Here is a 26,172-nt window from a genome sequence, read left to right on the forward strand (position 1 = left end):
AGGAGGTTATGCAGACGGGTTGGCCCGCTCGTGATCCGGGGGAGGGGTGGGAGAGGGTGGCTCAACCGGGGTAAAGCGGTTGCCATAGGTGCGCAGGCGGTCCGGCAGCGCCAGATAGCCGCTTTGCCGCACCACCGCGCCATTGGTGGGGGCAGCATAGATCTGTTTGGCGGCTTCGACCAGCACCACCCCGGAAAAGCCGGGAAACCAGCGCCAGCCGATTTCCTCGATGGCTCCGGCCCACGCCCGCATCAGGCGCGAGGACACCGGCGGGCAGAACAGGGCCCGGTGGACCGACAGCGGGGTGAACATGGTGTCGCGCAACAGGGCCGAAAGCTGCTGTGACGAATAGGGCTGGCCAGAGGCAAACGGCGTCCGTTCCAGTCGTGCCCACAGCCCTTGCCGGTTGGGGGTGATCACCATTACCCGCCCGCCATCGGTCAGCACCCGCCAGACCTCCCGCATCAACAGCCGCGAATGTTCGGTGTTTTCCAGCGCATGGACCAGCAGGATGCGGTCAAAGGAGCGGTCGGGAAACGGCAGGGCTTCGTCTTCGCACAGCGTCACCAGCCCCGGCCCGTCGGCAGGCCACGGCAAGGCGCCCTGACTGGCCGGCATCACCGCAGCCACCCGTTCGGCTTCTTCGCGGAACGGGCGCAGATAGGGGGTGGCAAAGCCGATCCCCAGCACACGCAGGCCGCTGGTGTTCGGCCAGACCAAACGAATGCGCCGCCGGAGCAGGCGACGGGCGACCTGTCCCAGCGGGGAGTCGTAAAAGTCTCTGAGATCGACGACATCCAGCCACATGGCGGTACTTTAGCACGGGTGAGGCGGGGAATTCACGCTTTAAGCAATGACCGTTCTGCTACTTGCCACAGGGCCGGGGAACGCGCCATCCTGAGAGGCAAAAGCGGCGACAGGCCGCGATCTGTGAAACCGTCCGGTACAAAGGGGCCATCCCGATGGGAGCCTTGTCTGTCATTCGTCTGGCAATCCTGCCCGATTCTGCCAATTACACCTTTCTGATCCACGATGCGGCCAGTGGCCAGACGGCGGTGGTTGATCCCGGCGACGCCGGGCCGGTGCAGGAGGAGTGTCAGCGGCGCGGCTGGCGGCTGACCCACATCTGGAACACCCACCACCATCACGACCACGTTGGCGGCAATCTGGCCCTGAAAGCGGCCACCGGCTGCACGGTGATCGGCTCGGCGGTTGATGCCGGGCGTATTCCCGGGCTGGACCGGACGGTGGCCGATGGCGACTGTTTCGACATCGGCGGCCATCCGGTGCAGGTGCTGGGAGTATCCGGCCACACCATCGGCCATATCGCCTTTTATCTTCCCGACGCGGCGGCGCTGTTCTGTGGCGATACCCTGTTCTCGCTCGGGTGCGGGCGGATGTTTGAAGGCTCGCCGCAACAATTCTGGCAGGCGTTGTCCCGCCTGCGGGCCTTGCCCGATGACACGCTGGTCTATTGCGCCCACGAATACACCGAAAGCAACCTGCGCTTTGCCCTGTCCATCGAGCCGGACCATCCGGTACTGAAGCAGCGGGCGCTGGTGATCACCGCCCTGCGCTATCAGGGTGTGCCGACCGTGCCTTGTCTGCTGGGCGAGGAGAAGGCCAGCAATCCGTTCCTGCGGGTGGACCAGCCCGAGCTGGCGGCGCTGTTGGGGCGGGATGCCGGTGACCCGGCAGCGGTGTTTGCCGAGCTGCGCCGTCGCAAGGATGGTTTCTCGTGATCCCGGTGTCGCTGGCGACAGCATCCGAGGCGGTGGCGGCGGTCGAACAGGCCTTGCTGGTGGTCGATCTGGTGGCGGTGGCGGTGTTTGCCATTTCCGGCGCGCTGGTGGCGGCGCGCAAGGAAATGGACCCGGTCGGCTTCATCTTCCTGGGCACCGCCACCGGCATCGGCGGCGGCACGTTTCGCGATCTGGTCCTTGGGGTACCGTTGTTGTGGGTGCAACAGCCGGTCTATCTGTGGGTGTGCATCATTGCCTCGCTGGCGACCTTCTGGGGGGCGCGCCTGCTGGGCAGCCGCTACCGCGCCCTGTTGTGGATGGATGCGGTGGGGATGGCGATGTTTGCGGTGGCCGGAACGCAAAAGGCCACCAGTCTGGGGCATGGCCCGCTGGTGGCGACCCTGATGGGGGTGTTTACCGCCGCGCTGGGTGGTCTGGTGCGCGACATGATGGCCGGGGAAGAGCCGTTGCTGTTCCACCGCGAGATTTACGCCACCGCTGCGGTGGTGGCCGGGCTGGGCTATCTGGGGCTGCTGGCGCTGGGCATTCCCGGCGAGCTGGCCGGGATGGGGGGCTTTGTCGCCGGGTTCATCACCCGTGCTGCCGCCATCCGCTATGGCCTGTCGTTGCCATCCTACCGACGCCCGGACCGACCGCTGGACGGGCCTTCCGGGCGTTAGAGTATTTCTCGGTCTCCAAGGATCACGATAAATGCTCTAACGCCTTGTTATCTAAGCAAATAAGTCGTCGCAGATGTGTCCATCTGCTCGGGATTTGCTCTAGACCTGTTCTTCAGCGAGGGGAGCGACTCGTTGCGGTGTCTTCCTCGGTCGGGCGACACAGCAGCGGGTCGCCGCTCAGCCAGCGACCATAGGCGAGGGCGGCCATGTCCATCAGGCGGTCGTGGTGCTGGACGGTCAGCAGGGTCATCGCCAGTTGGTCGCCTGCTGATGCTGCTTTGCACAAATGATCGAGGCAACGGCGCTGCCGCCCGCAAGAATCGGTACAGTGAAAGCTTTCCAGCGCCTTGGCAATCATGCTGCATTGCACAGGATCAAGCCCGTAACGGGCAAGACGTTGCTCAAGGTCCAGATGGGGGGTGAAGGAAGCGTGGCTTGCAACTGGCATGAACGTCCCTTTTTTACCGCTTGTTTTTTCCCCCGGACTCCCTGCATCGATATTGATGCTTTTCTAATATTTTGCCAAGTCTTTGCTGTGGCATCTCCCCCATTCCGGCGGCGCGGCGGGAAACCGTGCTGTTCTGCACTGTCGGCTGTACGGGAAAGGTTGCGCTTCGGGGCGGTATCGAATACCCCTTAGAGCGCGAACGTGCGGGCTGGTCCCCGGGCGTCCGCCATAACGTTTTGCGCCATCACTGCTTTCGTGTCCGGGATGAGGGTTCTGACAGGGGGCGGTGGGGGCGTTGTTCGCTGCGTCTGTCAGGAAGGCCGGTTCGCACCCATGCGGATTTTTCGCCATTACGAGGAGATCCCCGCCGAGTTTCGCGGTGGTGTGATTGCTCTGGGAAACTTTGACGGTGTTCACCGTGGTCATCAGGTGGTGATCGGCGAGGCCATGCGGCACGCCCGTGCGCTGGGGCGTCCGGCGGCGGTGATGACCTTTGAGCCGCATCCGCGCCGCCTGTTCCAGCCCGATCAGCCGCCGTTCACCCTGACGCCGTTGCGGACCAAGACCCACCATATCGAAGCGTTGGGGGTGGATTTCATCTACCTTCAGCACTTTGATCGTGCCTTTGCCGCTTTTACCGCCGAACAGTTCGTTGATGTGGTGCTGTGTCAGGGGCTGGCGGTCAGCCATGTGGTGGTTGGTGATGACTATATGTTCGGTGCCCGCCGCAGCGGATCGGCAGCGGTGCTGAAGGAGATGGCGGTCAGTCGCGGCTTCGGTGTGACCAGCGTGCCACCGGTCCACGATCAGGATGGTTCGGTGTTTTCCTCGACGCGCGCCCGCAAGGCGCTGGTCGAGGCCCGCCCGCAGGAAGCCACCCATGTGTTGGGTCGCCCGTGGGAAATCGAGGGCCGGGTCGAGCATGGCGACAAGCGGGGCCGCACCATCGGCTTTCCGACCGCCAATCTGGCGCTGGGCGACTATCAGCGCCCCGCCGCCGGCGTCTATGCCATCCGCGCCGGGGTCGATCAGGGGGCGCAGACCCGCTGGTTCGACGGTGTTGCCAACTATGGCCGCCGCCCGACCTTTGACAAGACTGACGAGCTGCTGGAGGTCCACCTGTTCGACTTCGACGGGGATTTGTACCACCAGCATCTGCGGGTCCAGATGATTGACTTCCTGCGCCCGGAACGGACCTTCAGCGGACTGGACGCGCTGAAGGCGCAGATCATCGCCGATGCCGAACAGGCGCGAATTATCTTGGCCGCGCAGCCGGCCGGAAATTGAGCTGCCCCTATCCAACGATATCAGACACGATCAAAGCGATTTAGCACGCCATGTCGAACGAGAAGCAAGCCGCCTCTGGCCCCGATTACAAGCCGACCGTGTTCCTGCCGCGCACCGATTTCCCGATGCGCGCCGGTCTGCCGACCCAGGAACCGAAGCATCTGGCCCGCTGGGCCGAAATGGGGCTGTACACCAAGCTGCGCGACGCCGGGAAGGGGCGGGAAAAGTTCATCCTGCACGATGGTCCGCCGTATGCGAACGGCCACCTGCACATCGGCCATGCGCTGAACAAGATCCTGAAGGACGTGATTGTCCGCTCGCAGCAGATGATGGGCAAGGACGCCCATTACGTGCCGGGCTGGGATTGCCACGGCCTGCCGATCGAATGGAAGATCGAAGAAGAATACCGCAAGAAGGGCAAGGACAAGGACGCCGTGCCGGTGGTCGAATTCCGCCGCCAGTGCCGCGACTTTGCCGCCAGGTGGCTGGACGTGCAGCGCGAAGAATTCAAGCGGCTGGGCATCGAAGGTGACTGGGACCGCCCCTACACCACCATGGCCTATCCCGCCGAAGCCCGTATCGTGCGCGAACTGCACAAGTTCGTGATGAACGGCGGCCTGTATCGCGGAGCCAAGCCGGTGATGTGGTCGGTGGTCGAAAAGACCGCACTGGCCGAAGCCGAAATCGAATACCACGACCATACTTCGACCACCATCTGGGTGCGATTCCCGGTGGTGAAGACCGCCTGCGCGGCCCTGCAGGGCGCGGGGGTGGTGATCTGGACCACCACCCCGTGGACCATGCCGGGCAACCGGGGCGTCGCCTATGGTGCCGACATTGACTATGTGGTGATCGAAGTCACCGAGGTCGCCGACGGTGGCCGGGTGAAGGTTGGTGACCGCATCGCCGCCGCCGATGTGCTGGTGGCTGACCTGTGCGCCAAGGCAGGTATCGCCGCCCATAGTGTGGTCGCCCAGTGCAAGGGCACCGACTTTGCCGGCACCATCCTGCATCATCCGTGGCATGGTCAGGGCTATGACTTTGACGTGCCGATGATGGCGGGGGATTTCGTCACCGTCGATCAGGGGACCGGCTTTGTCCACATGGCCCCCAGCCATGGCGAAGACGACTATTACCTGTGTGTCGCCAATGGCATCGCCGTGCCGGATACCGTGGCCGATGACGGCACCTATCTGCCGCATGTGCCGCTGTTTGCCGGTCAGCATGTCTACAAGGTGGCTGCGAACGTGGTGGCGGCGCTGGAGGCTGCCGGGGCGCTGATGGCGTCCGGCTCGCTGGTCCACTCCTATCCGCATTCGTGGCGCTCCAAGGCCCCGTTGATCTATCGCACCACCCCGCAGTGGTTCATCTCGATGGACACCAACGACCTGCGCGCCAAGGCCCTGAAGGCCATTGACGATACCCGCTGGGTACCGTCGCAGGGGCGCAACCGCATCCATTCGATGGTCGAAAGCCGCCCGGACTGGTGCGTGTCGCGTCAGCGGGCGTGGGGCGTGCCGGTGGCGGTGTTCTATCACAAGGCCACTGGCGAAGTGCTGCGCGATCAGGCGGTCTGTGACCGCATCTTTGCTGCCTTTGAAGTTGATGGTGCCGATGCCTGGTACCTGCGTCCGGCCTCCGAGTTCCTTGGGGATGCCTATAACGCCGACGACTATGTGCAGGTGTTCGACATCCTCGATGTGTGGTTTGACTCCGGTTCGACCCACAGCTTTGTGCTGGAAGACGGCCCGTGGGGCCTGCACGCGCCAGCCAGCCTGTACCTCGAAGGCTCGGACCAGCATCGCGGCTGGTTCCATTCCTCGCTGCTGGAATCCTGTGGTACCCGTGGCCGCGCCCCCTATGAGGCGGTGCTGACCCACGGCTTTACCCTCGACGAGCAGGGCCGCAAGATGTCCAAGTCGCTGGGCAACGTGGTGGCGCCGCAGGATGTGGTCAACGAATATGGCGCCGATATCCTGCGTCTGTGGGTGGTCTCGACCGACTACACCAACGACCAGCGCATCGGGAAGGAAATCCTGAAGCAGACCGCCGACATGTACCGCCGCCTGCGCAACACCCTGCGCTTCCTGCTGGGGGCGCTGGATGGTTATGACGCCGAACGCGAAGCCGTTGCCGTCGCCGACATGCCGGAACTGGAACGCTGGGTGTTGCACCGCCTGAGCCAGCTTGACCGGCTGGTGCGCCAGTGCTGCCATGACTTTGACTTCCACTCCCTGTTTGCCGAACTGCACACCTTCTGTGCCGTGGACCTGTCGGCGTTCTACTTTGATATCCGCAAGGATACCCTGTATTGTGCCCACCCGGACGACACCGACCGCAAGGCAACGCGGGTGGTGATGGCCGCCCTGTACGACTGTCTGGTCAAGTGGATGGCGCCGTTCATCTGCTTCACCACCGAAGAAGCCTGGCTGTCGCGCAGCCCGGCGGCGGATTCGGTGCATCTGGAACTGTTCCCGACCATCCCCGCCAACTGGACCGACGATGCGCTGGCCCGCAAGTGGCAGACCATCGCCGATGTTCGCCGGGTGGTGACCGGGGCGCTGGAAAAGGCCCGTGCCGAGAAGAAGATCGGGGCTAGCTTGCAGGCTTCGCCGCGCCTATATGCACCGCAGAGCGTGCTGGAGGTGATTGCCGGGCCGGACATGGCCGATATCTGCATCACCTCCGGCCTGGCTCTGGTGGCCGAGGATGTGCCAGAGGGGGCCTTCACCCTGTCCGATGTGGCATCGGTCGGGGTGGTGGTCGATCTGGCCGAGGGCGAGAAGTGCCAGCGCTGCTGGAAGATTCTGCCCGACGTCGGCACCCATACCCACGAAGGCGTCTGTGGGCGGTGTGATGATGCCGTGACCCGTATGGGAGGTTTGGCGTGAGCCAATCAGACAACCCCGAGTCTGTTCTGACGGCGGCTGTGGCGGAGGGGTCTCCCTCTGCCGTGGCGGCCAACCCGACAACCCGCTGGCTGGCGCTGGCGCTGGCGGTGGTGGTGTTTGCCGCCGATCAGGCGTCCAAGCTGTGGATCGTCAACGGCGTGATGGCCGACGGGGAACGGGTGATTCCGCTCACCTCGTTCTTCAACATTGTCATGGCCTGGAACCGGGGCGTCAGCTTTGGCATGTTCAGCGGCATCCTGACCCCGTGGACCCTGCTGGGCTTTTCGGTGCTGTTCGCTGGCGGTCTGGGGCTGTGGCTGTGGCGGACGCCGGTGCTGTCCCTGCGTCTGGGGCTGGCGTTGATGATCGGTGGTGCCCTGGGCAATGCCATTGATCGCGTGCGCTGGGGCGCGGTGGCCGATTTCCTTGATGTCTATGCCTTTGGCTGGCATTTCTGGGCGTTCAACGTGGCTGATGCGGCGATTTCCACCGGGGCGGCCCTGTTGATCCTCGACAGCCTGTTCCGGCGGCAGTCATAGGCTCGGTGACCCTCTTTTCACCTTTCCTGCCTTTGCGCCGGAGGGGAAATGCTCTAAAATCGCAGCCTCTGTCTTTGGAGAGGACTTAATGTCTCGTCGCTTCGTGGCTTCCGTCTGCTGTCTCATTGCTGCTTCGGTGGCTCTTTCTGCCTGTGGCAATGCCCGCAAGACTCTGGGTCTGGAAAAGAAAGCTCCGGATGAATTCGCCGTGGTGGCGCGGGCTCCGCTGGCGTTGCCGCCGGACTTCCAGCTGCGTCCGCCCGAGCCGGGCAAGGATCGCCCGCAGGAAAAAAGCACCTCTGATCAGGCTCGTGCTTCGATGATGGGATCGGGTGGCACCGGCTACGGCTATGGCACCAGCCAGTCGGCGGGCGAATCTGCCTTCCTGCGTCAGGCCGGGGCCGACCGGGCGCAGAGCGATATCCGGCAGGTGGTCAACCGCGAAAGCTCGACGCTGGCCGAAGAAAGCCGCACCTTTACCGACAAGCTGATCTTCTGGCGTGATGAAGAGCCGCCGGGAACCATCGTGAACGCCGAGGAAGAAGCCAAACGACTGCGCAACAGTCAGGCCCTCGGCCAGCCGGTGAACGAGGGCAACGTCCCCAGCATCGAGCGCAAGGAAAAGGCCCTGCTGGAAGGCCTGTTCTGATCCGCATCGCGGTTTTGCCCTGATGGCAACAGCCCCCCGAAGGTCGCATACGCGACGCGGGGGGCTTTGTTTTGCAGGTGCGTTACGGTATGACTGGGACAGCCTGACCCCGTGCTGCACCTGGAAGACCGATGCCTCATCATGGACCGTTGACCCTCTACCGCGCCAAAGTGCAGCGCGGTGAGCTGAAGCCCGACCCAGCCCAACAGCTTGCGGCCGAGAAATTCGAGAGCCTCTATCACGCCCTGCGCACCTATCAGCCCGCCACCGGCCCGACCGGCTGGAAGGCCCGTTTCGGGTTGGCCCGGCGGGTGGAAGAGCCGACCCCGCCGCAGGGGCTTTACATCTATGGGGACGTGGGTCGCGGCAAGTCGATGCTGATGGACCTGTTCTTTTCGACCGCGCCGGTCAAGGCCAAGCGGCGGATTCACTTCCACGAGTTCATGCGTGACTTCCACGCCGAAATGCACCGCTGGCGGCAGGGGAAGAGCAAGGATGACGCCGATCCGATCCCGCCGCTGGCGAAAAAGATCGCCGCCGAGGCGTGGTTGCTGTGTCTGGACGAACTGGAAATCCACGACATCACCGATGCGATGATCGTCGGGCGGATTTTTGACCAGTTGTTCAAGGCGGGGGTGGTGGTGGTGACCACCTCCAACCGTCACCCGGACGACCTCTACAAGAATGGTCTGCAACGCGACCGGTTTTTGCCGTTCATTGCCCTGATCAAGGAACGGCTGGACCTGCTGCATCTGGCATCTGATACCGATTACCGGCTGGGGCGCTTGAAAGGTGCCCCGGTCTATCACCACCCGTTGAACGATGACACGGCAACGGCCATTGACGCCCTGTTCGGGCGACTGGCGGCGGATACCGTTCCGGCTCCGGCGGTGATGCAGGTCAACGGGCGCGAGGTGCCGGTACCGCTGGCTGCCGGGGATGTGGCGCGCTTCGGCTTTGCCGATCTGTGCGCCAAGCCGTTGGGGCCGACCGATTACCTGCACATCGCCACCTTGTACGACTCGGTTGTGATCACTGATGTGCCGCTGTTGGGGCCACACAACCGCGATCAGGCCCGCCGGTTCGTGACGCTGATTGATGCCCTCTATGATCACCGGACGATGGTGGTGATCAGCGCCGAAGCCGCGCCGGAAGTCCTGTATCCGGTCGGTGATGGCGCATTCGAGTTCCAGCGGACGGTCAGCCGCCTGATGGAGATGCAGTCCGAGGAGTATTTGCGGGCGAAGCATCTGACTTGACGGCGGGCGATGCCGGAGAGGGCGCAAGGGCGTGCAGCAAGGCCTGAGCCTGTTGGCGGTCGCTGTCGTTCAGCGCCGCCGCAGGCAGGGCGAGGGCCTGACGGGCAAGGGTCTGCGCCTGAGTGTGATCACCAATCCGGCGGGCAATCACCGCCGCGTCGAGATAAAGCCGTCCTTCTTTCGGGTGCAGACGGATCAGCGCCTGTTTGTGACGCAGGGCGCGCGGATCGTCGCCACTGGCCAGACTGTCGCGCACCAGCCATTCATGCGGGCGGCTGTCGTCACCATAAAGGCCGGTCAGATATTCCAGCCGCTTGATGCGCTCGGCCACCGGCAGGCTGCCGAGCAGCCGCACCAGCTGTTGCCAGGCTTGCCGTGTCTGTGGTGCCGAGGGACCGGCTCTGGTCAGGCTGGACAGATACAGGTTTTCCAGATCGCCATAGGCCGCTTGTCCCTGACCGCTGCGTTGCAAGGCCAACGCCCGCCCGGCCAGTGCCACCGGGTCCGCCGGATGGTCGGCCAGATAGCGGCCAAAGCTGTCGGCGGCGGCGGCGGGGTCGCTGCTGATCAGGCGTGAGGCGGCCAGCAATGGCCCTTGCAGGCGCTCGACTTCCTCGGCATAGGTCTGGGCTGGGCCCAGATCCCCGCGCAGGGCGGCCAGCACGCGCTGGCGATAGGCACCGCCGCGTTCGGTGTCGGCGGAATGATAGCGGGCGACCGCCTGTTCCCATGATCCGGTCTGCTGATACAGGCTGCGCAGGAAGCGCGCGGCATAGGCGGTGTTCAGGGCCGGGTCCAGAGCCTGCCGGATCGACAGGAAGGCCTGGGGGTGATAGAGGCTGGAGACCTGCATGCAGCCGAAGTCGATATTGCGTGCGCCCTCTGCAAACAGTCGTTCTGCCCAGCGTTCGGCCTCCTGACGACTGTCCAGGTACAATCCCCGCCCATCGACATTCAGCGTCCATGGCCACGGCAGAAAGCCATTTTGTGTCCGACGGCCAGACTCGGTTAACGCTACGGCAAGCAGAAGATTCTGCGGCAGGCGTTCAGCCTGTTCGGCGCGGGCGATGGCAGCGAGGCAATTGCCATCGAGGGGTGGCGCGGGCAGCGGGGCGGTCGCCGGGGCGGCGCGGGCGGTCAGGACCATGGCCCAAACCCCGATAAAGCCGCATGTCAACAGGAGGACGCGGCAAGGACGGATACAGCCCGCCAGCCATTTCCGCCATGGGCGGAACAAGGGGTAGGGTGGGTAGGGAGTACGGGCCATGCCTGTCCTTTCAGTCGTTTCCACTGTGAAAGCCCACAGCGGGCAAGGCAAGGAGAGATGCAGGGCCAGGTCTCAAGGTGGCTCGGCAGACATGGAAAAGTCGGCTATAAGGGGGTAGGGCGGGTAGGCGCGCGGAGCGTGCCTGTTGCACGGGGCTGGTGGTTGGGCCGTCGGGAACACCCCCGTTGAAAGACTCGAATTCCCTGTTCCCCACCCTTTGCGCAGAATATGCTGCGTTTGACTACCCAAAAGGGTAGCTTTTGACCCCCCGCGATAAAATTCTGCATTTTGTTGCCGTTGAGATCATTTTCAGGGCTGACTGCCCGGAAAGCTTGGAATATTCTTGCGGCCACGCGGCAGGAAATCCTCCGCGCACGCGGTGAAGCCCCTTGCCTGTTGGGCAGAATCGCGTTATCGAAAGCCGCCCGTTAGGGTTGCCGCTCCAAAGGACATCGGGTTCGCGGGGCGGTCGTCCAAACCCACACGATTTATAAACGAGGGGACACTCATGGCACGCAAGAAGATCGCCCTGGTCGGTTCTGGCAATATTGGCGGTACCCTGGCGCATCTGATCGGTCTGAAGGAACTGGGCGACGTCGTCCTGTTCGATATCGCCGAAGGCATTCCGCAGGGCAAGGGCCTGGATATCGCGGAATCGACCCCGATCGAAGGCTGCGACGCCGCCTATGCCGGCGCCAACGATTACAGCGCCATTGCCGGCGCCGACGTGGTGATCGTCACCGCCGGTGTGCCGCGCAAGCCCGGCATGTCCCGCGATGACCTGATCGGCATCAATGCCAAGGTGATGGCCAGCGTCGGCAAGGGCATCAAGGAAAACTGCCCGGATGCGTTCGTGATCTGCATCACCAACCCGCTGGATGCGATGGTGTGGGTGCTGCGCGAAGTGTCCGGCCTGCCGCACAACAAGGTTGTCGGCATGGCTGGCGTGCTGGATTCGGCCCGCTTCCGCTACTTCCTGTCCGAAGAATTCAATGTGTCGGTGAAGGACGTTACCGCCTTTGTGCTGGGCGGCCACGGCGACACCATGGTCCCGCTGACCCGTTATTCCACCGTCGCCGGCATTCCGCTGCCGGATCTGGTGAAGATGGGCTGGACCACCCAGGAAAAGCTCGACCAGATCGTTCAGCGCACCCGTGATGGCGGCGCCGAAGTCGTGGCCCTGCTGAAGACCGGTTCTGCCTTCTACGCTCCGGCTGCCGCCGCTGTGCAGATGGCCGAAGCCTACCTCAAGGATCAGCGCCGTCTGCTGCCGTGCGCTGCCTGGGTCGAGGGCCAGTATGGCCTGGACGGCATCTATGTCGGCGTGCCGGTGATCATCGGTGAAGGCGGCGTGGAAAAGGTTGTCGAAATCGAGCTGTCCGAATCGGAAAAGGCCGAATTCAACAACTCCGTGGAGTCCGTCCGCGGCCTGATCGCAAAGTCCAAGGAACTGATGCCGCAGGACTAATCGTCCTCCACGCACCAGAACCAACAGAAATTAGGGCTGAAAACACATGAATATTCATGAGTATCAGGCGAAGGAACTGCTGAAAAAGTTCGGCGTTCCGGTGCTGAAGGGCGGCGTTGCCTACACCCCCGACGAAGCTGAATCCGTGGCCAAGACCCTGGAAACCCCGGTGTTCGTGGTCAAGTCCCAGATCCACGCCGGTGGCCGTGGCAAGGGCAAGTTCAAGGAAGTCGAAAAGGCTGGCGACAAGGGCGGCGTGCGCGTCGTCAAGTCCGCTGACGACGTCAAGGTCAATGCTGGCCAGATGCTGGGCAACACCCTGGTGACCCACCAGACCGGCCCGGAAGGCAAGCAGGTCAAGCGCGTCTACGTCGAATCCGGCTGTGACATCAAGCGCGAACTGTACCTGTCGATGCTGGTCGATCGCGCCTCGTCCCGCGTGGCGGTGATGGTGTCGACCGAAGGCGGCATGGACATCGAAGAAGTCGCCGCGCACACCCCGGAAAAGATCATTGTCCAGGACATTGATCCGGCTTCGGGCATCTCGGGCTTCCACTGCCGCAAGCTGGCATTCGCCCTGGGTCTGGAAGGCAAGCAGGTCGGCGCCTTCACCAAGATGCTGACCTCGCTGTTCAACTGCTTCTGCACCCTTGATGTGTCGCTGCTGGAAATCAACCCGCTGGTCGTGACCGGCGAGGGCGACGTGATCCCGCTCGACTGCAAGATGTCGTTCGACAGCAACGCGCTGTACCGTCACAAGGACATCGAAGAGCTGCGCGACGAAGACGAAGAAGATCCGTCGGAAATCGAAGCCGCCCAGCATTCGCTGAACTACATCAAGCTCGATGGTGCCATCGGCTGCATGGTCAACGGCGCAGGCCTGGCCATGGCCACCATGGACATCATCAAGCTGTACGGCGGTTCGCCGGCCAACTTCCTCGACGTTGGCGGCGGGGCGACCAAGGAACGCGTCACCACGGCGTTCAAGATCATCCTGCGTGACCCGAACGTCGAAGGCATTCTGGTCAACATCTTCGGCGGCATCATGCGCTGCGACGTCATCGCCGAAGGCGTGGTTGCTGCGGCCCGCGAAGTCTCGCTGAACGTTCCGCTGGTCGTCCGTCTGGAAGGCACCAACGTCGAACTCGGCAAGAAGATCATGAACGAATCCGGCCTGCCGATCATCGCCGCCGATAATCTGGCGGATGCGGCTGATAAGGTCGTCAAAGCCGTGAAGGAGGCGAAGTAATGGCCGTTCTCATTGGTAAGGACACCAAGGTCATCTGCCAGGGCTTCACTGGCGCCCAGGGGACCTTCCACTCCGAGCAGGCAGTTGCCTATGGCACCAAGATGGTCGGTGGCGTGACCCCCGGCAAGGGCGGTACCAAGCACCTCGACCTGCCGGTGTTCGACACCGTTGCCGAAGCCAAGGAACGCACTGGCGCCAACGCCACCGTGATCTACGTTCCGCCGCCGTTCGCCGCTGATGCCATTCTGGAAGCGATCGACGCCGAAATGGAACTGGCCGTCTGCATCACCGAAGGTATTCCGGTGCTGGACATGGTCAAGGTCAAGCGCGCCCTGGTGAATTCCAAGACCCGCCTGATCGGCCCGAACTGCCCGGGTGTGATCACCCCCGGCGAATGCAAGATCGGCATCATGCCCGGTCACATTCACCAGCGTGGCAAGATCGGTGTGGTGTCGCGTTCCGGCACCCTGACCTACGAAGCCGTCGCGCAGACCACTGCCGCCGGTCTGGGTCAGACCACCTGCATCGGTATCGGTGGTGACCCGGTCAACGGCACCAACTTCATCGACTGCCTGGAAATGTTCCTGGCCGACGGTGAAACCGAAGGCATCATCATGATCGGTGAAATCGGTGGTTCGGCTGAAGAAGAAGCCGCCGAGTTCATCAAGCAGTCCAAGGTGAAGAAGCCGATGGTTGGCTTCATCGCCGGCGTGACCGCCCCCCCGGGCAAGCGCATGGGCCATGCCGGTGCGATCATCTCGGGCGGTAAGGGTACCGCCGACGCCAAGATGGATGCCATGCGTTCCGCTGGTATCGTCGTGGCGGACAGCCCGTCGGCTCTGGGCAGCACCATGCTGCAGCTGATGAAGGGCTGACACCCTGACAGGAAAGGGCACCGGGCCTGTGGTCCGGTGCTCCTTCTCTCTGGTGGATAGTGTAACCCTGTCTGCCACCCCCTGATGACCGTCCGCTTTTATCTTTGTCAGGGGCTGCGTGCGCCGACTGACCGACCGGCCCGAACGACCAGCGTGTCCCGGGTCAGCGTGTCAGAGGACTGTGGGATCGGATGCTGTTTGTCCCGGACCTCCCCCAGGGGAAGGGGCTGTACCGATCACTCCGTGTTGCGTCTTCCCGTGGTCTGCGGGGTCGCACCGCAGCACAGCGGGTTGCAAATGTGCGTCCTGGACTCCACGGGTATCCCCGGCCGTGGCAGTCGCGTTCCATCAATCGGGCAGGAACAAGAAGGGCAAGAAGCGTGGAAGCTTCGTTTCTGACTGGTGCTAACGCCACCTTCATCGCCGAGCTTTACGAACGGTACCTCGACGACCCACAAGCCGTTGATCCGACCTGGATCAGCCTTTTCAAAGAACTCATGGATGATCCGGCTTCGCTGGCCAGCGAGCTGAAGGGTCCGTCATGGGGCCGCAACCGCACGCAGGTGGTTGGCGCCCCGGACCTGGATGCGCCGCCGCCGAAAAAGAAGCCCGGTGGTGCCTCGGACGCCGAAGTGCGCGCCCGGGTGCTGGATTCCATCCGCGCCCTGATGATGATCCGCACCTATCGTGTGCGTGGTCACCTGATGGCGCAGCTGGACCCGCTGGGCATCAACGAGCCGACCGCTCATCCGGAACTGGACTACCGCACCTACGGCTTCACCGAAGCCGATCTGGACCGGGAAATCTTCATCGACAACGTGCTGGGTCTGGAAAAGGCCAAGCTGCGCGAAATCATGTCGCTGCTGAAGAAGACCTATTGCGGGACCATCGGCGTCGAGTTCATGCACATTCAGGACCCGGACCAAAAGGCCTGGATCCAGAAGCGTATCGAGGCGTCGCGGAATGTCACCGAATTCACCGACCTTGGCAAAAAGACCATTCTCGAGCGTCTGACCGAGGCCGAAGGGTTCGAAAAGTTCCTGCAGGTGAAGTACACCGGAACCAAGCGTTTCGGTCTGGAAGGCGGCGAGTCGATCGTTCCGGCGATTGAACAGGTGCTGAAGCGCGGCAGCCAGCTGGGGATTGAGGAAGTCGTTCTGGGCATGGCTCACCGTGGCCGCCTGAACATCCTCGCCAACGTGATGCGCAAGCCGTATCAGGCGATCTTCTCGGAATTCCAGGGCAATCCGGCCAACCCGGAAGACGTCCAGGGTTCGGGCGACGTGAAGTACCATCTGGGGACCTCCACCGACCGCGAGTTCGATGGCAAGATCGTCCACATGTCGCTGCAGGCCAACCCGTCGCACCTCGAAGCCGTTGATCCGGTGGTGCTGGGCAAGGTGCGTGCGCGTCAGGGCCAGATCGGTGACACCGAACGCACCCGCGTTCTGGGCATCATCCTGCACGGTGACGCCGCGTTCGCTGGTCAGGGCGTGGTGGCCGAGTGCTTTGGCATGAGCCAGCTGAAGGGCTATCGTACCGGCGGCACCCTGCACTTCGTCATCAACAACCAGATCGGTTTCACCACCGCGCCGCAGTACAGCCGTTCGGGCACCTACTGCTCGGACATTGCCAAGATGGTGCAGGCTCCGATCCTGCACGTGAACGGTGATGACCCGGAAGCCGTGGTGCATGCCGCCCGCATCGCCATCGAATACCGCCAGACCTTCAAGTCTGACGTGGTGCTGGACATGGTGTGCTATCGCCGTCAGGGCCACAACGAGTCCGAAGAACCGGCGTTCACCCAGCCCAAGATGTACAAGCTGATCTCGGGGCAGACCACCACCCGCAACCTGTACGCCCAGCGTCTGGTTGGCGAAAACGTGATGTCGCAGGCCGACGCCGACAAGATGGCGGCGGATTTCCACGCCCATCTGGAAGGCGAATTCGAAACCGCCAAGTCTTACAAGCCGAACAAGGCCGACTGGCTGGAAGGCCGCTGGAAGGGTCTGAACCAGCTGGGCGACGAAGAAGAATACCAGCAGTACGACACCCAGTGCTCGATCGAGGCCCTGAAGCTGGTCGGCAAGGCGCTGACCACCACCCCGGACAGCGTCGACGTCAACCGCAAGATTCAGCGTCAGCTCAAGGCCAAAGAGCAGATGTTTGAAACCGGCGAAGGCATCGACTGGGCCACCGCCGAGGCGCTGGCGTTCGGGACGCTGGCTCAGGAAGGCCACCCGATCCGTCTGTCCGGTCAGGATTGCGGTCGTGGCACCTTCTCGCAGCGCCACTCGGTGCTGATCGACCAGAGCAACGAAAACACCTACGTGCCGCTGAACCACATCAGCGACACGCAGGCCCATTACGAAGTGCTCGACAGCCCGCTGTCCGAATACGCCGTGCTGGGGTATGAATATGGCTTCTCGCTGGCCGAGCCGAACGGTCTGACCCTGTGGGAAGCCCAGTTCGGTGACTTCGCCAACGGCGCTCAGATCATCTTTGACCAGTTCATCTGCTCGGGTGAATCAAAGTGGCTGCGCATGTCCGGTCTGGTGGTTCTGCTGCCGCATGGCTATGAAGGTCAGGGTCCGGAACACTCTTCCGCCCGTCCGGAACGCTATCTGCAGCTGTGCGCCGAAGACAACATGCAGGTCTGTAACCTGACCACTCCGGCCAACTACTTCCATGCCCTGCGTCGTCAGATCCGCCGCAATTTCCGCAAGCCGCTGATCATCATGACGCCGAAGTCGTTGCTGCGTCACAAGGCCTGCGTCAGCTCGCTGGCCGATCTGGGGCCGAATTCCGGCTTCCAGCGCGTGATCCCTGAAACCCAGCCGCTGGTGGCTGACGATCAGGTCAAGCGTGTCGTGCTGTGCTCGGGCAAGGTCTATTACGATCTGCTGGCTGCCCGCGAAGAGCGCGGCATCACCGATGTCGCCCTGGTGCGCGTCGAGCAGCTCTATCCCTGGCCGAAGGAACTGGTGAAGGCCGAAATTTCGCGTTACCGCAACGCGGAAGTCGTCTGGTGCCAGGAAGAACCGGCCAACATGGGCTACTGGACCTTTGTCATGCCGCGCCTGCAATTCATCGTCGAGGAAACCGGTCACACCCCTGCCAAGGTCGCCTATGTCGGCCGCCCGGCCTCGGCGTCTCCGGCCACCGGTCTGATGAAGAAGCACGTTGCTGAACAAAACCGCCTGGCCGAGCAGGCTCTGGACGTCAAGGCATGGCCGTACATCGACCTGCCGCAGCCGTTCAAGCGCGCCACCACGCTTTCCAAGATGGGCGAATAAGGCGGGACCCCCGCCTTTAGCCTGATCGACGAGACGAAGAGATATCGAGGACGTCATGGCCACTGAAGTTAAAGTTCCCGCCCTTGGCGAGTCTGTTACCGAAGCTACCGTTTCCAAGTGGTTCAAGAAGCCCGGCGACGCCGTCAAGGTTGACGAGCCGCTGTGCGAACTGGAAACCGACAAGGTTACCGTCGAAGTCCCCAGCCCGGTTGCCGGTGCGCTGGCCGAAATCGTCGCCGCTGATGGTGCCGAAATCGAAGTCGGTGCCCTGCTGTGCCTGATCGCCGAAGGGGCCGAAGGGTCTGTGTCTGCCGCTCCGGCGGCGGCTCCGGCTGCTGCTGCTGCCCCGGCTGCCGCTCCGGCCGCTGCTGCTCCGGCTCCGGCTCCGGCCAAGGCTGCCCCGGCCGCCAACGCCAACCTCGACTACCCGCTGGCTCCGGCGGTGCGCAAGCTGATCGAAGACAACAGTCTCGATGCTGGCAAAATCCCGGCCACCGGTAAGGATGGTCGTCTGACCAAGGAAGACGTGCTGGCCTTCATCGCCAACGGTGGCAAGGCTCCGTCGGCTGCCGCCAAGGCCGCCGCCGCTGCCGTCACTCCGGGCGCTGCTGCTACCGCTGCCTCCGGCCCGCGCGAAGAACGCGTGAAGATGACCCGCCTGCGCAAGCGCGTCGCTGAACGTCTGAAGGACGCTCAGAACACCGCTGCCATGCTGACCACCTTCAACGAAATCGACATGACCAACGTCATGGCGCTGCGCAACCAGTACAAGGACAACTTTGAAAAGAAGCATGGCTGCCGTCTGGGCTTCATGTCCTTCTTCATCAAGGCTTGTGTCACCGCCCTGCAGGAAATCCCGGCGGTGAACGCCGAGATCGACGGCGATGAACTGGTGTACAAGAACTACTACGACATCTCGGTCGCCGTTGGCGGTCCGCAGGGTCTGGTGGTGCCGGTGGTGCGCGATTGCGACAAGCTGAGCTTTGCCGAAATCGAAAAGAAGATTGCCGATTACGGCAAAAAGGCGCGCGACGGCAAGCTGACCATGGAAGACATGCAGGGCGGCACCTTTACCGTGTCGAACGGCGGCGTCTATGGGTCGCTGATGTCCACCCCGATCCTGAACCCGCCGCAGTCGGGCATTCTGGGCATGCACAAGACCATGATGCGTCCGATGGTGATGCCCGATGGTTCGATCCAGGCCCGCCCGATGATGTATCTGGCGCTGTCCTATGACCACCGCATCATCGACGGCAAGGAAGCCGTCACCTTCCTGGTGCGCGTCAAGGAATGCCTGGAAGATCCGGCGCGTATCCTGATGGATGCCTGAAGCCTACACGACGGGGGGCCGCAGGGTCCCCCGTTTTGTCCTGTCATGAACAGCAGTTTTCTGCGCCAGTCCATCCGGCTGGCTGGCGTGCGGTTAGGGGAAGGAAGACTCCACAATGTCTTATGATCTGGTCGTTATCGGTGGTGGCCCCGGCGGCTATGTGTGCGCCATTCGCGCCGCCCAGTTGGGGATGAAGGTTGCCTGCGTTGAAAAGCGCGGCGCTTTGGGGGGCACCTGCCTGAACGTCGGCTGCATTCCGTCCAAGGCCCTGTTGCAATCCTCGCACCTGTACGAACAGACCCAGCACGAGCTGGCCGAGCACGGCATCACCGTCGGGTCAGTGTCGGTTGACATCGCCACCATGATCAAGCGCAAGGACAAGGTGGTCAGCGACAACACCGCTGGCATCGAGTTCCTGTTCAAGAAGAACAAGATCGACTACATCAAGGGCGCGGGCAAGATCACCGCTGCTGGCACCGTCGACGTCACCGGCGAAACCAACACCACCCTGACCACCAAGAACATCGTGATCGCCACCGGTTCGGACGTGACGCCGCTGCCGGGCGTGACCATCGACGAAAAGCAGATCGTGTCTTCGACCGGCGCGCTGTCGATGACCTCGGTGCCGAAGAAGATGGTGGTGATCGGTGCGGGCGTGATCGGTCTGGAACTGGGCTCGGTCTACCGTCGTCTGGGCGCCGAAGTGACCGTGGTCGAATTCCTCGACGTCATCCTGCCGCCGATGGACGGCGAAGTGCGCAAGCAGATGCAGCGCCTGCTGGAAAAGCAGGGTCTGGCTTTCCGTCTGGGCACCAAGGTGACCGGCGCGGTTGCCAGCGAGGCCGGTGTCTCGCTGACCCTGGAACCGGCTGCCGGTGGCGAAGCCTCGACGCTGGATGCCGACGTGGTGCTGGTCGCCATCGGTCGCCGTCCGTACACCGAAGGCCTCGGTCTGGACAGCATCGGTCTGGCCGCCAATGCCCGTGGCTTCATCGAGGTTGACCACGACTATCAGACCGCCGTGCAGGGCGTGTTCGCCATCGGTGACGTGATCGGCGGCATGATGCTCGCCCACAAGGCCGAAGAAGAAGGCGTTGCCGTCGCCGAGCTGATCGCGGGCCAGTCCGGCCACGTCAACTATGGCGCCATCCCGTCGGTGGTCTACACCCACCCCGAAGTGGCGATGGTTGGCAAGACCGAAGAGCAGCTGAAGGACGCCGGTGTGGCCTATAAGGTCGGCAAGTTCCCCTTCACCGCCAACGGCCGAGCCCGCGCCAACGGCTGCACCGACGGCTTTGTGAAGGTTCTGGCCGACGCCAAGACCGACCGCGTCCTCGGCTGCCACATCATCGGCCCCGAAGCTGGCGACCTGATGCAGGAAGTCGTGGTGGCGATGGAATTCGGCGCTTCGGCTGAAGACGTTGCCCGCTCCAGCCACGCTCACCCGCAGCTGGGCGAAGCGATCAAGGAAGCGATGCTCGCCGTCGACAAGCGTCCGCTGCACGTCTAAGCCTGTTTGAGTGTGAGTGTACGAAAAGGCCAGTCCGGGGAACCGGGCTGGCCTTTTGTGTTGGGGGGAGATCGGGCTATCGCCCGAACCCATTTGGAGGCGATGCCTCCAAACCTCCCTTTGTTTTAAACGTCAGGTCTGGTGCCTGACGCCCTGTCGCTGTGTCCTGTGGTAAGATGGTTGCCAGAGTTCAGGGGGGGGGCCCGATTTTTGGCTGTTCTGCGGCAAAAATACTTCCGTGTATCGGCAGATAAGAAACGCTTTCCCGCCCCCCTGTTGCTGCAGTTGGAAAGCGCATGTGCGCTGTATTCAATAAGGTGCCTCTTGATAGGGAAAGAGGTGAATAGTTTCATTTTTGATGAAATAAAGAAGCATGCTGTTTAAAAAATAATGAAATCATATTTCACGGCAGGATGGCTAGGTGTAATTAGCCATCCTCCTGCTCAAGAATTAATTTGCTTCATATTTTCTTTTTATCATGTCTGCTGTCTTGCTCAGCTCTGGATATATATTTGACTCTGAGAATCCTAACATCTCCACGTTGCGACGTATTTCAGTGGTCTTATTTTTGTCAATTCTAAATTTTTTTATTTCGAATCCGTTAGTACCTGCTTTTAATTCCTCTTCTAGACCAAAGATAAGGAATGCTCCTTTTTGGGCCTGAATTCGTGGATTATTTAATCTTGGTTCCACGAGATAAAAGTCACTCAAATGTTTTTTATCAATGCGGGGCTGAAAATTTGGGCGTTCCTGCATTACAAAATCGTGTAATCTTTTCCCAGACTCTGACGCATTCAAAGCGCTAGAATCTGCAACGCTATTTAGTCCTTTAATTTCGCTCTGAGATAGATTTGATAAATTTGATATGCATCGCACTGTATCAGAATCGAAATATTTAAAATGAGCGGGATCAACTCTAATTGCAATAATTTCTGCATCATATTTACTGCATTTTTCACACGCAAAGTATATCGCTACGAGTGGATTGTACGTTACGTCAAGTAATCTTGTGGGAAGACCGTAGTGTTGCATCCTAACTAGCTTCTCAAATATACCGACATCGCTTGAAAATTCGATAGGATGTTTTGTTATCAGCTCCCTAAGAACATTCCGCTCATTATTCTTCATGCGTTCATTTTGAGATCTAAATAGACTAGGGCGGAGCTTATGGCGGTAGTCTGTGTGCCCCCTATAAACTGTATGTTTTCCATCATCTTGTCCCCACTTTTCAATTTCTTTTAAGATATCCCATATATTATCCGAGACATGGATTTTTGGGCGCGCCATGACATCGCCTCCTATGTTATTTTATTTCAAATTTACTTATGTGTATTGATTGCTGTGTAATGGTAGTATTGGTTCGAATTGCCTTACTCCATGAAGGTCGCCATCTCCTCATTCCCGATACTGATAATATAAGAACTATGAAGGAATTGCAATTAGTAAGGGTTTTTCGTGAGATGTAGTTAATCCATCGCGAGGCCGAAAGATGGGGGTGGGGAGACCCCCAGTGCAAACAAAAAGCCCGATCTTTCGATCGGGCTTTCGGAAGGCTTTGGTGAACCTTCAAGAATTGGTGGGCACACAAGGACTCGAACCTTGGACCCGCTGATTAAGAGTCAGCTGCTCTACCAACTGAGCTATGTGCCCGTAGAAGATACTGCGTTGTTCTTGCAGTCTTTTCTGCGTCCACCGTTGCGCGGTGTGGGCGGTTTATACGGCCATTCCGCAGGGTTGGCAAGAGGAAAAAACACCGCCCGCAAATTTTTTCCTGAACCCCTGATGGGGCCTGGGGCCGACTGGCCCCAGCGGGGTGTGGGGCAGCGCCCCGCGCCCTTCCTTCAAACCCCGCAGCCTAGAAATCATCATACCCGCCGCGATGGCCGATCTGCACATTGCGGTGGATGTGAACGCTCATCAGGACGCCAAAGCCGATCATCAGGGTCATCATCGCCGTACCGCCATAGCTGATCAGCGGCAGCGGCACGCCGACCACCGGGATCAGGCCCATCACCATCGCGCTGTTGATGAACACATAGAGGAAAAAGGTGGTGGTGATCCCCATGGCGACCAGACGGCCAAAGTGGTGGCGGCTGCGCAAAGCGATGACATAGCCATAGACCAGCACCAGCACATACAGGCCGAGCAGGACCATGCCGCCGACCATGCCGAATTCTTCCGACAGCATGGTAAAGATGAAATCGGTCTGGTGCTCGGGCAGGAAGTTCAGGTGGCTCTGGCTGCCGAGCATATAGCCCTTGCCAAAGATACCACCCGAGCCGAGGGCGATCTTGGACTGGGTGATGTGATAGCCGGCCCCTAGCGGGTCGCGCTCGGGGTTGAGGAAGATCAGCACGCGGTTTTTCTGATAGTCATGCAGGAACTGCCACGCCACCGGAATGGCGGCGATGCCGCCGCCGATGGTGACGATGAACACCAGTTTGCGGACACCGGCAACAAAGGCGATGGCGGCGGCCCCCATCAACAGCATCAGGGCGGTGCCGAGATCGGGTTGCTTCATCACCAGCCCGACTGGGACCAGCACCATCATCAGCGGGATGAACAAAAAGCTCAGGCGGCGGCTTTCGTCGATGCTGGCGCCGTGGAAATAGCGCCCCAAGGCCAGCACCAGCGCGATTTTCATCACTTCGGACGGCTGAAGCTGGATAAAGCCGAGGTCGATCCATCGCTGGGCGCCCATCCCGATGGTGCCCTTGATCTCGACGGCGACCAGAAAGACCAGTGCGATGCCGTAAAAGATATAGGCGTAGCGGATCATCTGGCGGACGTCGATCATCGCCACGACCAGCATCATCACCAGCCCGACGGCATAGCGGGTCATCTGGCGCGAGGCCCACGGGTCCCAGTCGCCATCGGCGGCGGAATAGAGCATCAGGAAGCCGATGCTCGAAATCAGGGTGATCAACAGGACCAGCGACCAGCTGACCGCCCATAACTTCTCGCCAAGGCTCATTTCGCCCCGACGCAGACGACGGGAAAGAAAATCGACAGCCATCTGTCAGGCCTCCTGCCGGAAAGGGATGCGGGTGCAAACAGACACGATTACTCGGTGCCCTGGGTATCTTCGTCCATGCCGCCGGGAGTGTCGTCGCTGCCGGGGGCATCGTCGGGGGTGGCGGTGTCGCTGGCGGGCTGCTGTTGCGGCTGGGCCTGCTGAGCGGTGGTCTGTTGCGGCTGTTGCTGCGGCTGTTGCGGCGAATGCGACGGGGCGCGGTCCTTGGTATGGCCGACCGGGTCCAGCTTCAGGCATTCCATCATGATTTTCTGGGCAATCGGAGCCGCCACCGCCGAGCCGCCGCCGCCGTGTTCGACCACCACCGAGATAACATAGCGTGGCGATTCATAGGGCGCAAAGCAGACGAACAGCGCATGGTCGCGCCGTTCCCACGGCAGGTCTTCGTTCTTGATCACCCCGTTGTCGCGCTCGGACTTGGAAATCCGGCGCACCTGTGCGGTGCCGGTCTTGCCAGCCATGTCGGCGCCGAATTCTGGCGGCAGCTTGACGCGCCACGCCGTGCCATAGGACCCGTTGACCACTTCCCACATGCCGCGCTTGGCCAGTTGAATGGCGGTGCGCGATACGCCCAGATCGGGCGGAGTTGGCGGGGTGCGCGGCACCAGATGGTCGCCGTCGATCTGCATCTTGGTCAGGATCGGCTTGATGCCCAGCCCGCCATTGGCAATGCGCGAGGTCATCACCGCCAATTGCAGGGGGGTGGCGGTGATATAGCCTTGCCCGATCCCGGCCACCAGCGATTCCCCGGGGTGCCAGACATCACCCATCACCGCCTGTTTCCACCGGCGGTCGGGGATCAGTCCGCCCTTTTCCTTCGGCAGGCCGACGCCGGTCGGGGCCCCCAGACCAAACCGGCGGGCCATGTCGGCGATGCGGTCAATGCCAAGGCGGCGGGCGACTTCGTAGAAATAGACGTCGCACGAATTTTTCAGCGCGCCGACCATATCCATGTTGCCGTGACCACCCTTTTTCCAGCAGTGGAAGCGGGCGTTGCCCATGGTCATGTGGCCGGGGCAATTGACGGTCTGTTCCGGCTTGATCACCCCGGCTTCATAGGCGGCCATCGCCACCACCATCTTGAAGGTCGAGCCGGGGGCGTACTGTCCGGCAATCGGTTTGTTGGCCAGCGGCGATTTCGGGCTGCTGGTCAGCGTTTTCCATTCTTCGTTGGTCAGGCCACGGTTAAAGGCGTTGGGGTCATAGGCGGGCTGCGAGACCATGGCGAGGACTTCGCCGGTCATGCAGTCCATCACCACCACCGTGCCGCTTTCCTCGCCCAGAGCCTTGGAGGCGGCTTCCTGAATGCGGATGTCGATGGTCAGAACCACGTCTTCGCCCGGTTGGCCGTCGGTGCGCGACAGCTCGCGGATCATGCGGCCCAAGGCATTGACTTCGACCTGACTGTTGCCGCCCTTGCCGCGCAGGGGAAGATCGGCTTCTCGCTCGATGCCGTCCTTGCCAATGCGGAAACCCGGCAGTTCCAGCAGCGGGTCGCCGGTCAGGTCGTTTTCCGACACCGAGGCGACATAGCCCAGAACGTGCGCCACATCCGCGCCATAGGGGTAAAGGCGGGCCAGACCTTCGTCGATCACGATCCCCGGCAGGTCGGGAGCGTTGACCTGAATGCTGGCCATTTCTTCCCAGGTCAGGTTCTCGCGGATGGTCACCGGCACAAAGCTGCGCTTGCGGCGGATTTCACGCGCAATGCGCTGGCGGTCGTAATCGGTCAGCGGAATGATGTTCGACAGCGCATCCAGCGTCGCCTGTTGATCCTGAATTTTTTCCGAGATCAATAGGACGCGGAAATTCTGCTGGTTGATCGCCAGCGGCTCGCCGAACCGGTCCATGATGCGGCCTCGGGGGGGCGGCAACAGACGCAGGTTGATGCGGTTTTCATCCGACAGGGTGCGGTATTTGTCGGCCTCGATGACCTGCAAATAATACATGCGCCCGACCAGCGCGCCGATCAGCACGCCTTTGCCGGCCCCTAACAGGGCCATACGGCGTGTAAACAGTTTCGCGCGGTCGCCGTCGCGATGCCTGCCTACCATGGTGTCACTCCTGATGGACCTGAATTACTGGACGAAACGTGGAGCCGGGGGCCGGTTGGATCAGACATCGCGCAACAGGGCGATATGCAGGCGAACCAGCAGCCAGCCAATGACCGGATACATCGCAACCGTCATCAGATAAGCGTAAAAGGGGGCCTCGGGGCTGACAAGGGCACCGTTGACCGCCGAAATGCTCAGCCAGCGCAGCAGCGATGCCCCGCCTGCCACCAGCACAAAGGCCCCCCAGGTGACGGTGAACGATTTGCCGTTAAAGAACTTGTACTGGTGGACCACTCCGGCATGGACCAACAGCAGGACCAGCGAACCGATCCCCAGCGGCGCGCCCGAGATGGTGTCTTCCAGCAGGCCGACAGCAAACACCACGCCATAGCCCATCAGGTCGGGGCGATGCGCCGCCCAGTAATAGACGGCAATCAGCGACAGCATCGGGCCGATGCGCACCAGACCGGGGACGTGGGACGGGATGATGGCCACCAGAACCAGCAGCAGCGTCGTCACCATCGGTACTTGATGGCGGGCAAAGGTATCAAGCCGTTGCCAGAATGTGGGACGCATGGCTCAGGGTTCCTTGGG

At 61.7% G+C, this 26,172-nt stretch carries 20 protein-coding genes and 1 tRNA gene; 13 read left to right on the forward strand and 8 right to left on the reverse strand.

All coding sequences use genetic code 11. The features are described from left to right. Window positions 1-6 precede the first annotated feature (6 nt). Complete coding sequence (locus BW995_RS17070) at window positions 7-807, reverse strand: class I SAM-dependent methyltransferase (RefSeq protein WP_076401641.1); 801 nt, start codon at window positions 805-807, stop codon at window positions 7-9. A gap of 155 nt (window positions 808-962) precedes the next feature. Between BW995_RS17070 and gloB the strand changes: the two genes are divergently transcribed. Together gloB and BW995_RS17080 are read left to right on the forward strand one after the other, a co-directional pair. Further along, entirely contained in the window at window positions 963-1,742 is a 780-nt protein-coding gene (gene gloB / locus BW995_RS17075; RefSeq protein ID WP_076401642.1) for a hydroxyacylglutathione hydrolase, read from the forward strand. Then, window positions 1,739-2,422: a trimeric intracellular cation channel family protein gene (locus BW995_RS17080; RefSeq protein WP_084194945.1), complete on the forward strand. Its 684-nt coding sequence runs from the start codon at window positions 1,739-1,741 to the stop codon at window positions 2,420-2,422. Before gloB ends, BW995_RS17080 begins: the two co-directional genes overlap by 4 nt. Before the next feature lie 112 nt (window positions 2,423-2,534). Here BW995_RS17080 and BW995_RS17085 read toward each other — a convergent pair whose 3' ends face one another. Next, window positions 2,535-2,870: a hypothetical protein gene (locus tag BW995_RS17085; RefSeq protein ID WP_076401643.1), complete on the reverse strand. Its 336-nt coding sequence runs from the start codon at window positions 2,868-2,870 to the stop codon at window positions 2,535-2,537. A 333-nt stretch (window positions 2,871-3,203) separates the two neighbouring features. Here BW995_RS17085 and BW995_RS17090 point away from each other — a divergent pair, with 333 nt between their 5' ends. From BW995_RS17090 to zapE, 5 genes are all read left to right on the forward strand, one after another. Beyond that, window positions 3,204-4,157, forward strand: a complete 954-nt coding sequence (locus tag BW995_RS17090; RefSeq protein ID WP_076401644.1) for a bifunctional riboflavin kinase/FAD synthetase — start codon at window positions 3,204-3,206, stop codon at window positions 4,155-4,157. 50 nt (window positions 4,158-4,207) lie between these two features. Next, window positions 4,208-7,048 (forward strand): isoleucine--tRNA ligase, encoded by a 2,841-nt coding sequence (ileS, locus tag BW995_RS17095; protein WP_076401645.1) that lies wholly within the window; start codon window positions 4,208-4,210, stop codon window positions 7,046-7,048. Next, window positions 7,045-7,587 carry a signal peptidase II gene (lspA, locus tag BW995_RS17100; protein ID WP_245821518.1) on the forward strand — a complete coding sequence of 181 codons (543 nt, stop codon included), beginning with the start codon at window positions 7,045-7,047 and terminating at the stop codon, window positions 7,585-7,587. Before ileS ends, lspA begins: the two co-directional genes overlap by 4 nt. An 88-nt stretch (window positions 7,588-7,675) precedes the next feature. Then, on the forward strand, window positions 7,676-8,236 hold the full coding sequence (locus tag BW995_RS17105; RefSeq protein ID WP_076401647.1) for a DUF3035 domain-containing protein: 561 nt from the start codon (window positions 7,676-7,678) through the stop codon (window positions 8,234-8,236). 131 nt (window positions 8,237-8,367) lie between these two features. Continuing rightward, window positions 8,368-9,495 carry a cell division protein ZapE gene (zapE, locus tag BW995_RS17110; RefSeq protein ID WP_076401648.1) on the forward strand — a complete coding sequence of 376 codons (1,128 nt, stop codon included), beginning with the start codon at window positions 8,368-8,370 and terminating at the stop codon, window positions 9,493-9,495. Here the strand turns inward: zapE and BW995_RS17115 are convergent. Next, window positions 9,437-10,642: a lytic transglycosylase domain-containing protein gene (locus tag BW995_RS17115; RefSeq protein ID WP_076401649.1), complete on the reverse strand. Its 1,206-nt coding sequence runs from the start codon at window positions 10,640-10,642 to the stop codon at window positions 9,437-9,439. The genes zapE and BW995_RS17115 overlap by 59 nt on opposite strands. Before the next feature lie 628 nt (window positions 10,643-11,270). Between BW995_RS17115 and mdh the strand changes: the two genes are divergently transcribed. The 6 genes from mdh (at window position 11,271) to lpdA (ending at window position 20,490) form a co-directional block, all read left to right on the forward strand. Beyond that, window positions 11,271-12,230, forward strand: a complete 960-nt coding sequence (gene mdh, locus BW995_RS17120) for a malate dehydrogenase (RefSeq protein ID WP_076401650.1) — start codon at window positions 11,271-11,273, stop codon at window positions 12,228-12,230. 46 nt (window positions 12,231-12,276) lie between these two features. Next, window positions 12,277-13,479, forward strand: a complete 1,203-nt coding sequence (gene sucC, locus BW995_RS17125; protein WP_076401651.1) for an ADP-forming succinate--CoA ligase subunit beta — start codon at window positions 12,277-12,279, stop codon at window positions 13,477-13,479. Continuing rightward, the gene (gene sucD / locus BW995_RS17130; RefSeq protein WP_076401652.1) at window positions 13,479-14,354 is read left to right on the forward strand and encodes a succinate--CoA ligase subunit alpha; all 876 of its coding nucleotides are present in this window, start codon (window positions 13,479-13,481) and stop codon (window positions 14,352-14,354) included. Before sucC ends, sucD begins: the two co-directional genes overlap by 1 nt. Before the next feature lie 380 nt (window positions 14,355-14,734). Beyond that, the gene (locus tag BW995_RS17135) at window positions 14,735-17,650 is read left to right on the forward strand and encodes a 2-oxoglutarate dehydrogenase E1 component (RefSeq protein ID WP_076401653.1); all 2,916 of its coding nucleotides are present in this window, start codon (window positions 14,735-14,737) and stop codon (window positions 17,648-17,650) included. Between the two features lie 55 nt (window positions 17,651-17,705). Then, window positions 17,706-18,980: a 2-oxoglutarate dehydrogenase complex dihydrolipoyllysine-residue succinyltransferase gene (gene odhB / locus BW995_RS17140; RefSeq protein ID WP_076401654.1), complete on the forward strand. Its 1,275-nt coding sequence runs from the start codon at window positions 17,706-17,708 to the stop codon at window positions 18,978-18,980. A 115-nt stretch (window positions 18,981-19,095) separates the two neighbouring features. Continuing rightward, window positions 19,096-20,490 (forward strand): dihydrolipoyl dehydrogenase, encoded by a 1,395-nt coding sequence (lpdA, locus tag BW995_RS17145; protein WP_076401655.1) that lies wholly within the window; start codon window positions 19,096-19,098, stop codon window positions 20,488-20,490. A gap of 450 nt (window positions 20,491-20,940) precedes the next feature. Here the strand turns inward: lpdA and BW995_RS17150 are convergent, their stop codons facing one another. From BW995_RS17150 to mreD, 5 genes are all read right to left on the reverse strand, one after another. Then, window positions 20,941-21,777: an FRG domain-containing protein gene (locus BW995_RS17150; protein WP_076401656.1), complete on the reverse strand. Its 837-nt coding sequence runs from the start codon at window positions 21,775-21,777 to the stop codon at window positions 20,941-20,943. A gap of 287 nt (window positions 21,778-22,064) precedes the next feature. After that, window positions 22,065-22,140: transfer RNA gene (locus BW995_RS17155), tRNA-Lys, on the reverse strand. Window positions 22,141-22,345: 205 nt separating this feature from the next. Beyond that, complete coding sequence (gene rodA, locus BW995_RS17160) at window positions 22,346-23,506, reverse strand: rod shape-determining protein RodA (RefSeq protein ID WP_076401657.1); 1,161 nt, start codon at window positions 23,504-23,506, stop codon at window positions 22,346-22,348. A gap of 47 nt (window positions 23,507-23,553) precedes the next feature. Beyond that, window positions 23,554-25,578 (reverse strand): penicillin-binding protein 2, encoded by a 2,025-nt coding sequence (mrdA, locus tag BW995_RS17165; RefSeq protein ID WP_076401658.1) that lies wholly within the window; start codon window positions 25,576-25,578, stop codon window positions 23,554-23,556. A 60-nt stretch (window positions 25,579-25,638) separates the two neighbouring features. Continuing rightward, window positions 25,639-26,154: a rod shape-determining protein MreD gene (gene mreD / locus BW995_RS17170; protein ID WP_076401659.1), complete on the reverse strand. Its 516-nt coding sequence runs from the start codon at window positions 26,152-26,154 to the stop codon at window positions 25,639-25,641. Window positions 26,155-26,172: the final 18 nt, after the last annotated feature.

The organism is Insolitispirillum peregrinum, from assembly GCF_900156605.1.
Taxonomy (GTDB): domain Bacteria; phylum Pseudomonadota; class Alphaproteobacteria; order Rhodospirillales; family Rhodospirillaceae; genus Insolitispirillum; species Insolitispirillum peregrinum.

Bases quoted from the DNA above. Each gene is read 5' to 3' on its own strand.
- BW995_RS17070 (WP_076401641.1), bottom strand. From the start codon at position 807: ATGTGGCTGGATGTCGTCGATCTCAGAGACTTTTACGACTCCCCGCTG.
- gloB (WP_076401642.1), top strand. From the start codon at position 963: ATGGGAGCCTTGTCTGTCATTCGTCTGGCAATCCTGCCCGATTCTGCC.
- BW995_RS17085 (WP_076401643.1), bottom strand. From the start codon at position 2,870: ATGCCAGTTGCAAGCCACGCTTCCTTCACCCCCCATCTGGACCTTGAG.
- BW995_RS17090 (WP_076401644.1), top strand. From the start codon at position 3,204: ATGCGGATTTTTCGCCATTACGAGGAGATCCCCGCCGAGTTTCGCGGT.
- ileS (WP_076401645.1), top strand. From the start codon at position 4,208: ATGTCGAACGAGAAGCAAGCCGCCTCTGGCCCCGATTACAAGCCGACC.
- BW995_RS17105 (WP_076401647.1), top strand. From the start codon at position 7,676: ATGTCTCGTCGCTTCGTGGCTTCCGTCTGCTGTCTCATTGCTGCTTCG.
- zapE (WP_076401648.1), top strand. From the start codon at position 8,368: ATGCCTCATCATGGACCGTTGACCCTCTACCGCGCCAAAGTGCAGCGC.
- BW995_RS17115 (WP_076401649.1), bottom strand. From the start codon at position 10,642: ATGGTCCTGACCGCCCGCGCCGCCCCGGCGACCGCCCCGCTGCCCGCG.
- mdh (WP_076401650.1), top strand. From the start codon at position 11,271: ATGGCACGCAAGAAGATCGCCCTGGTCGGTTCTGGCAATATTGGCGGT.
- sucC (WP_076401651.1), top strand. From the start codon at position 12,277: ATGAATATTCATGAGTATCAGGCGAAGGAACTGCTGAAAAAGTTCGGC.
- sucD (WP_076401652.1), top strand. From the start codon at position 13,479: ATGGCCGTTCTCATTGGTAAGGACACCAAGGTCATCTGCCAGGGCTTC.
- odhB (WP_076401654.1), top strand. From the start codon at position 17,706: ATGGCCACTGAAGTTAAAGTTCCCGCCCTTGGCGAGTCTGTTACCGAA.
- lpdA (WP_076401655.1), top strand. From the start codon at position 19,096: ATGTCTTATGATCTGGTCGTTATCGGTGGTGGCCCCGGCGGCTATGTG.
- BW995_RS17150 (WP_076401656.1), bottom strand. From the start codon at position 21,777: ATGGCGCGCCCAAAAATCCATGTCTCGGATAATATATGGGATATCTTA.
- rodA (WP_076401657.1), bottom strand. From the start codon at position 23,506: ATGGCTGTCGATTTTCTTTCCCGTCGTCTGCGTCGGGGCGAAATGAGC.
- mrdA (WP_076401658.1), bottom strand. From the start codon at position 25,578: ATGGTAGGCAGGCATCGCGACGGCGACCGCGCGAAACTGTTTACACGC.
- mreD (WP_076401659.1), bottom strand. From the start codon at position 26,154: ATGCGTCCCACATTCTGGCAACGGCTTGATACCTTTGCCCGCCATCAA.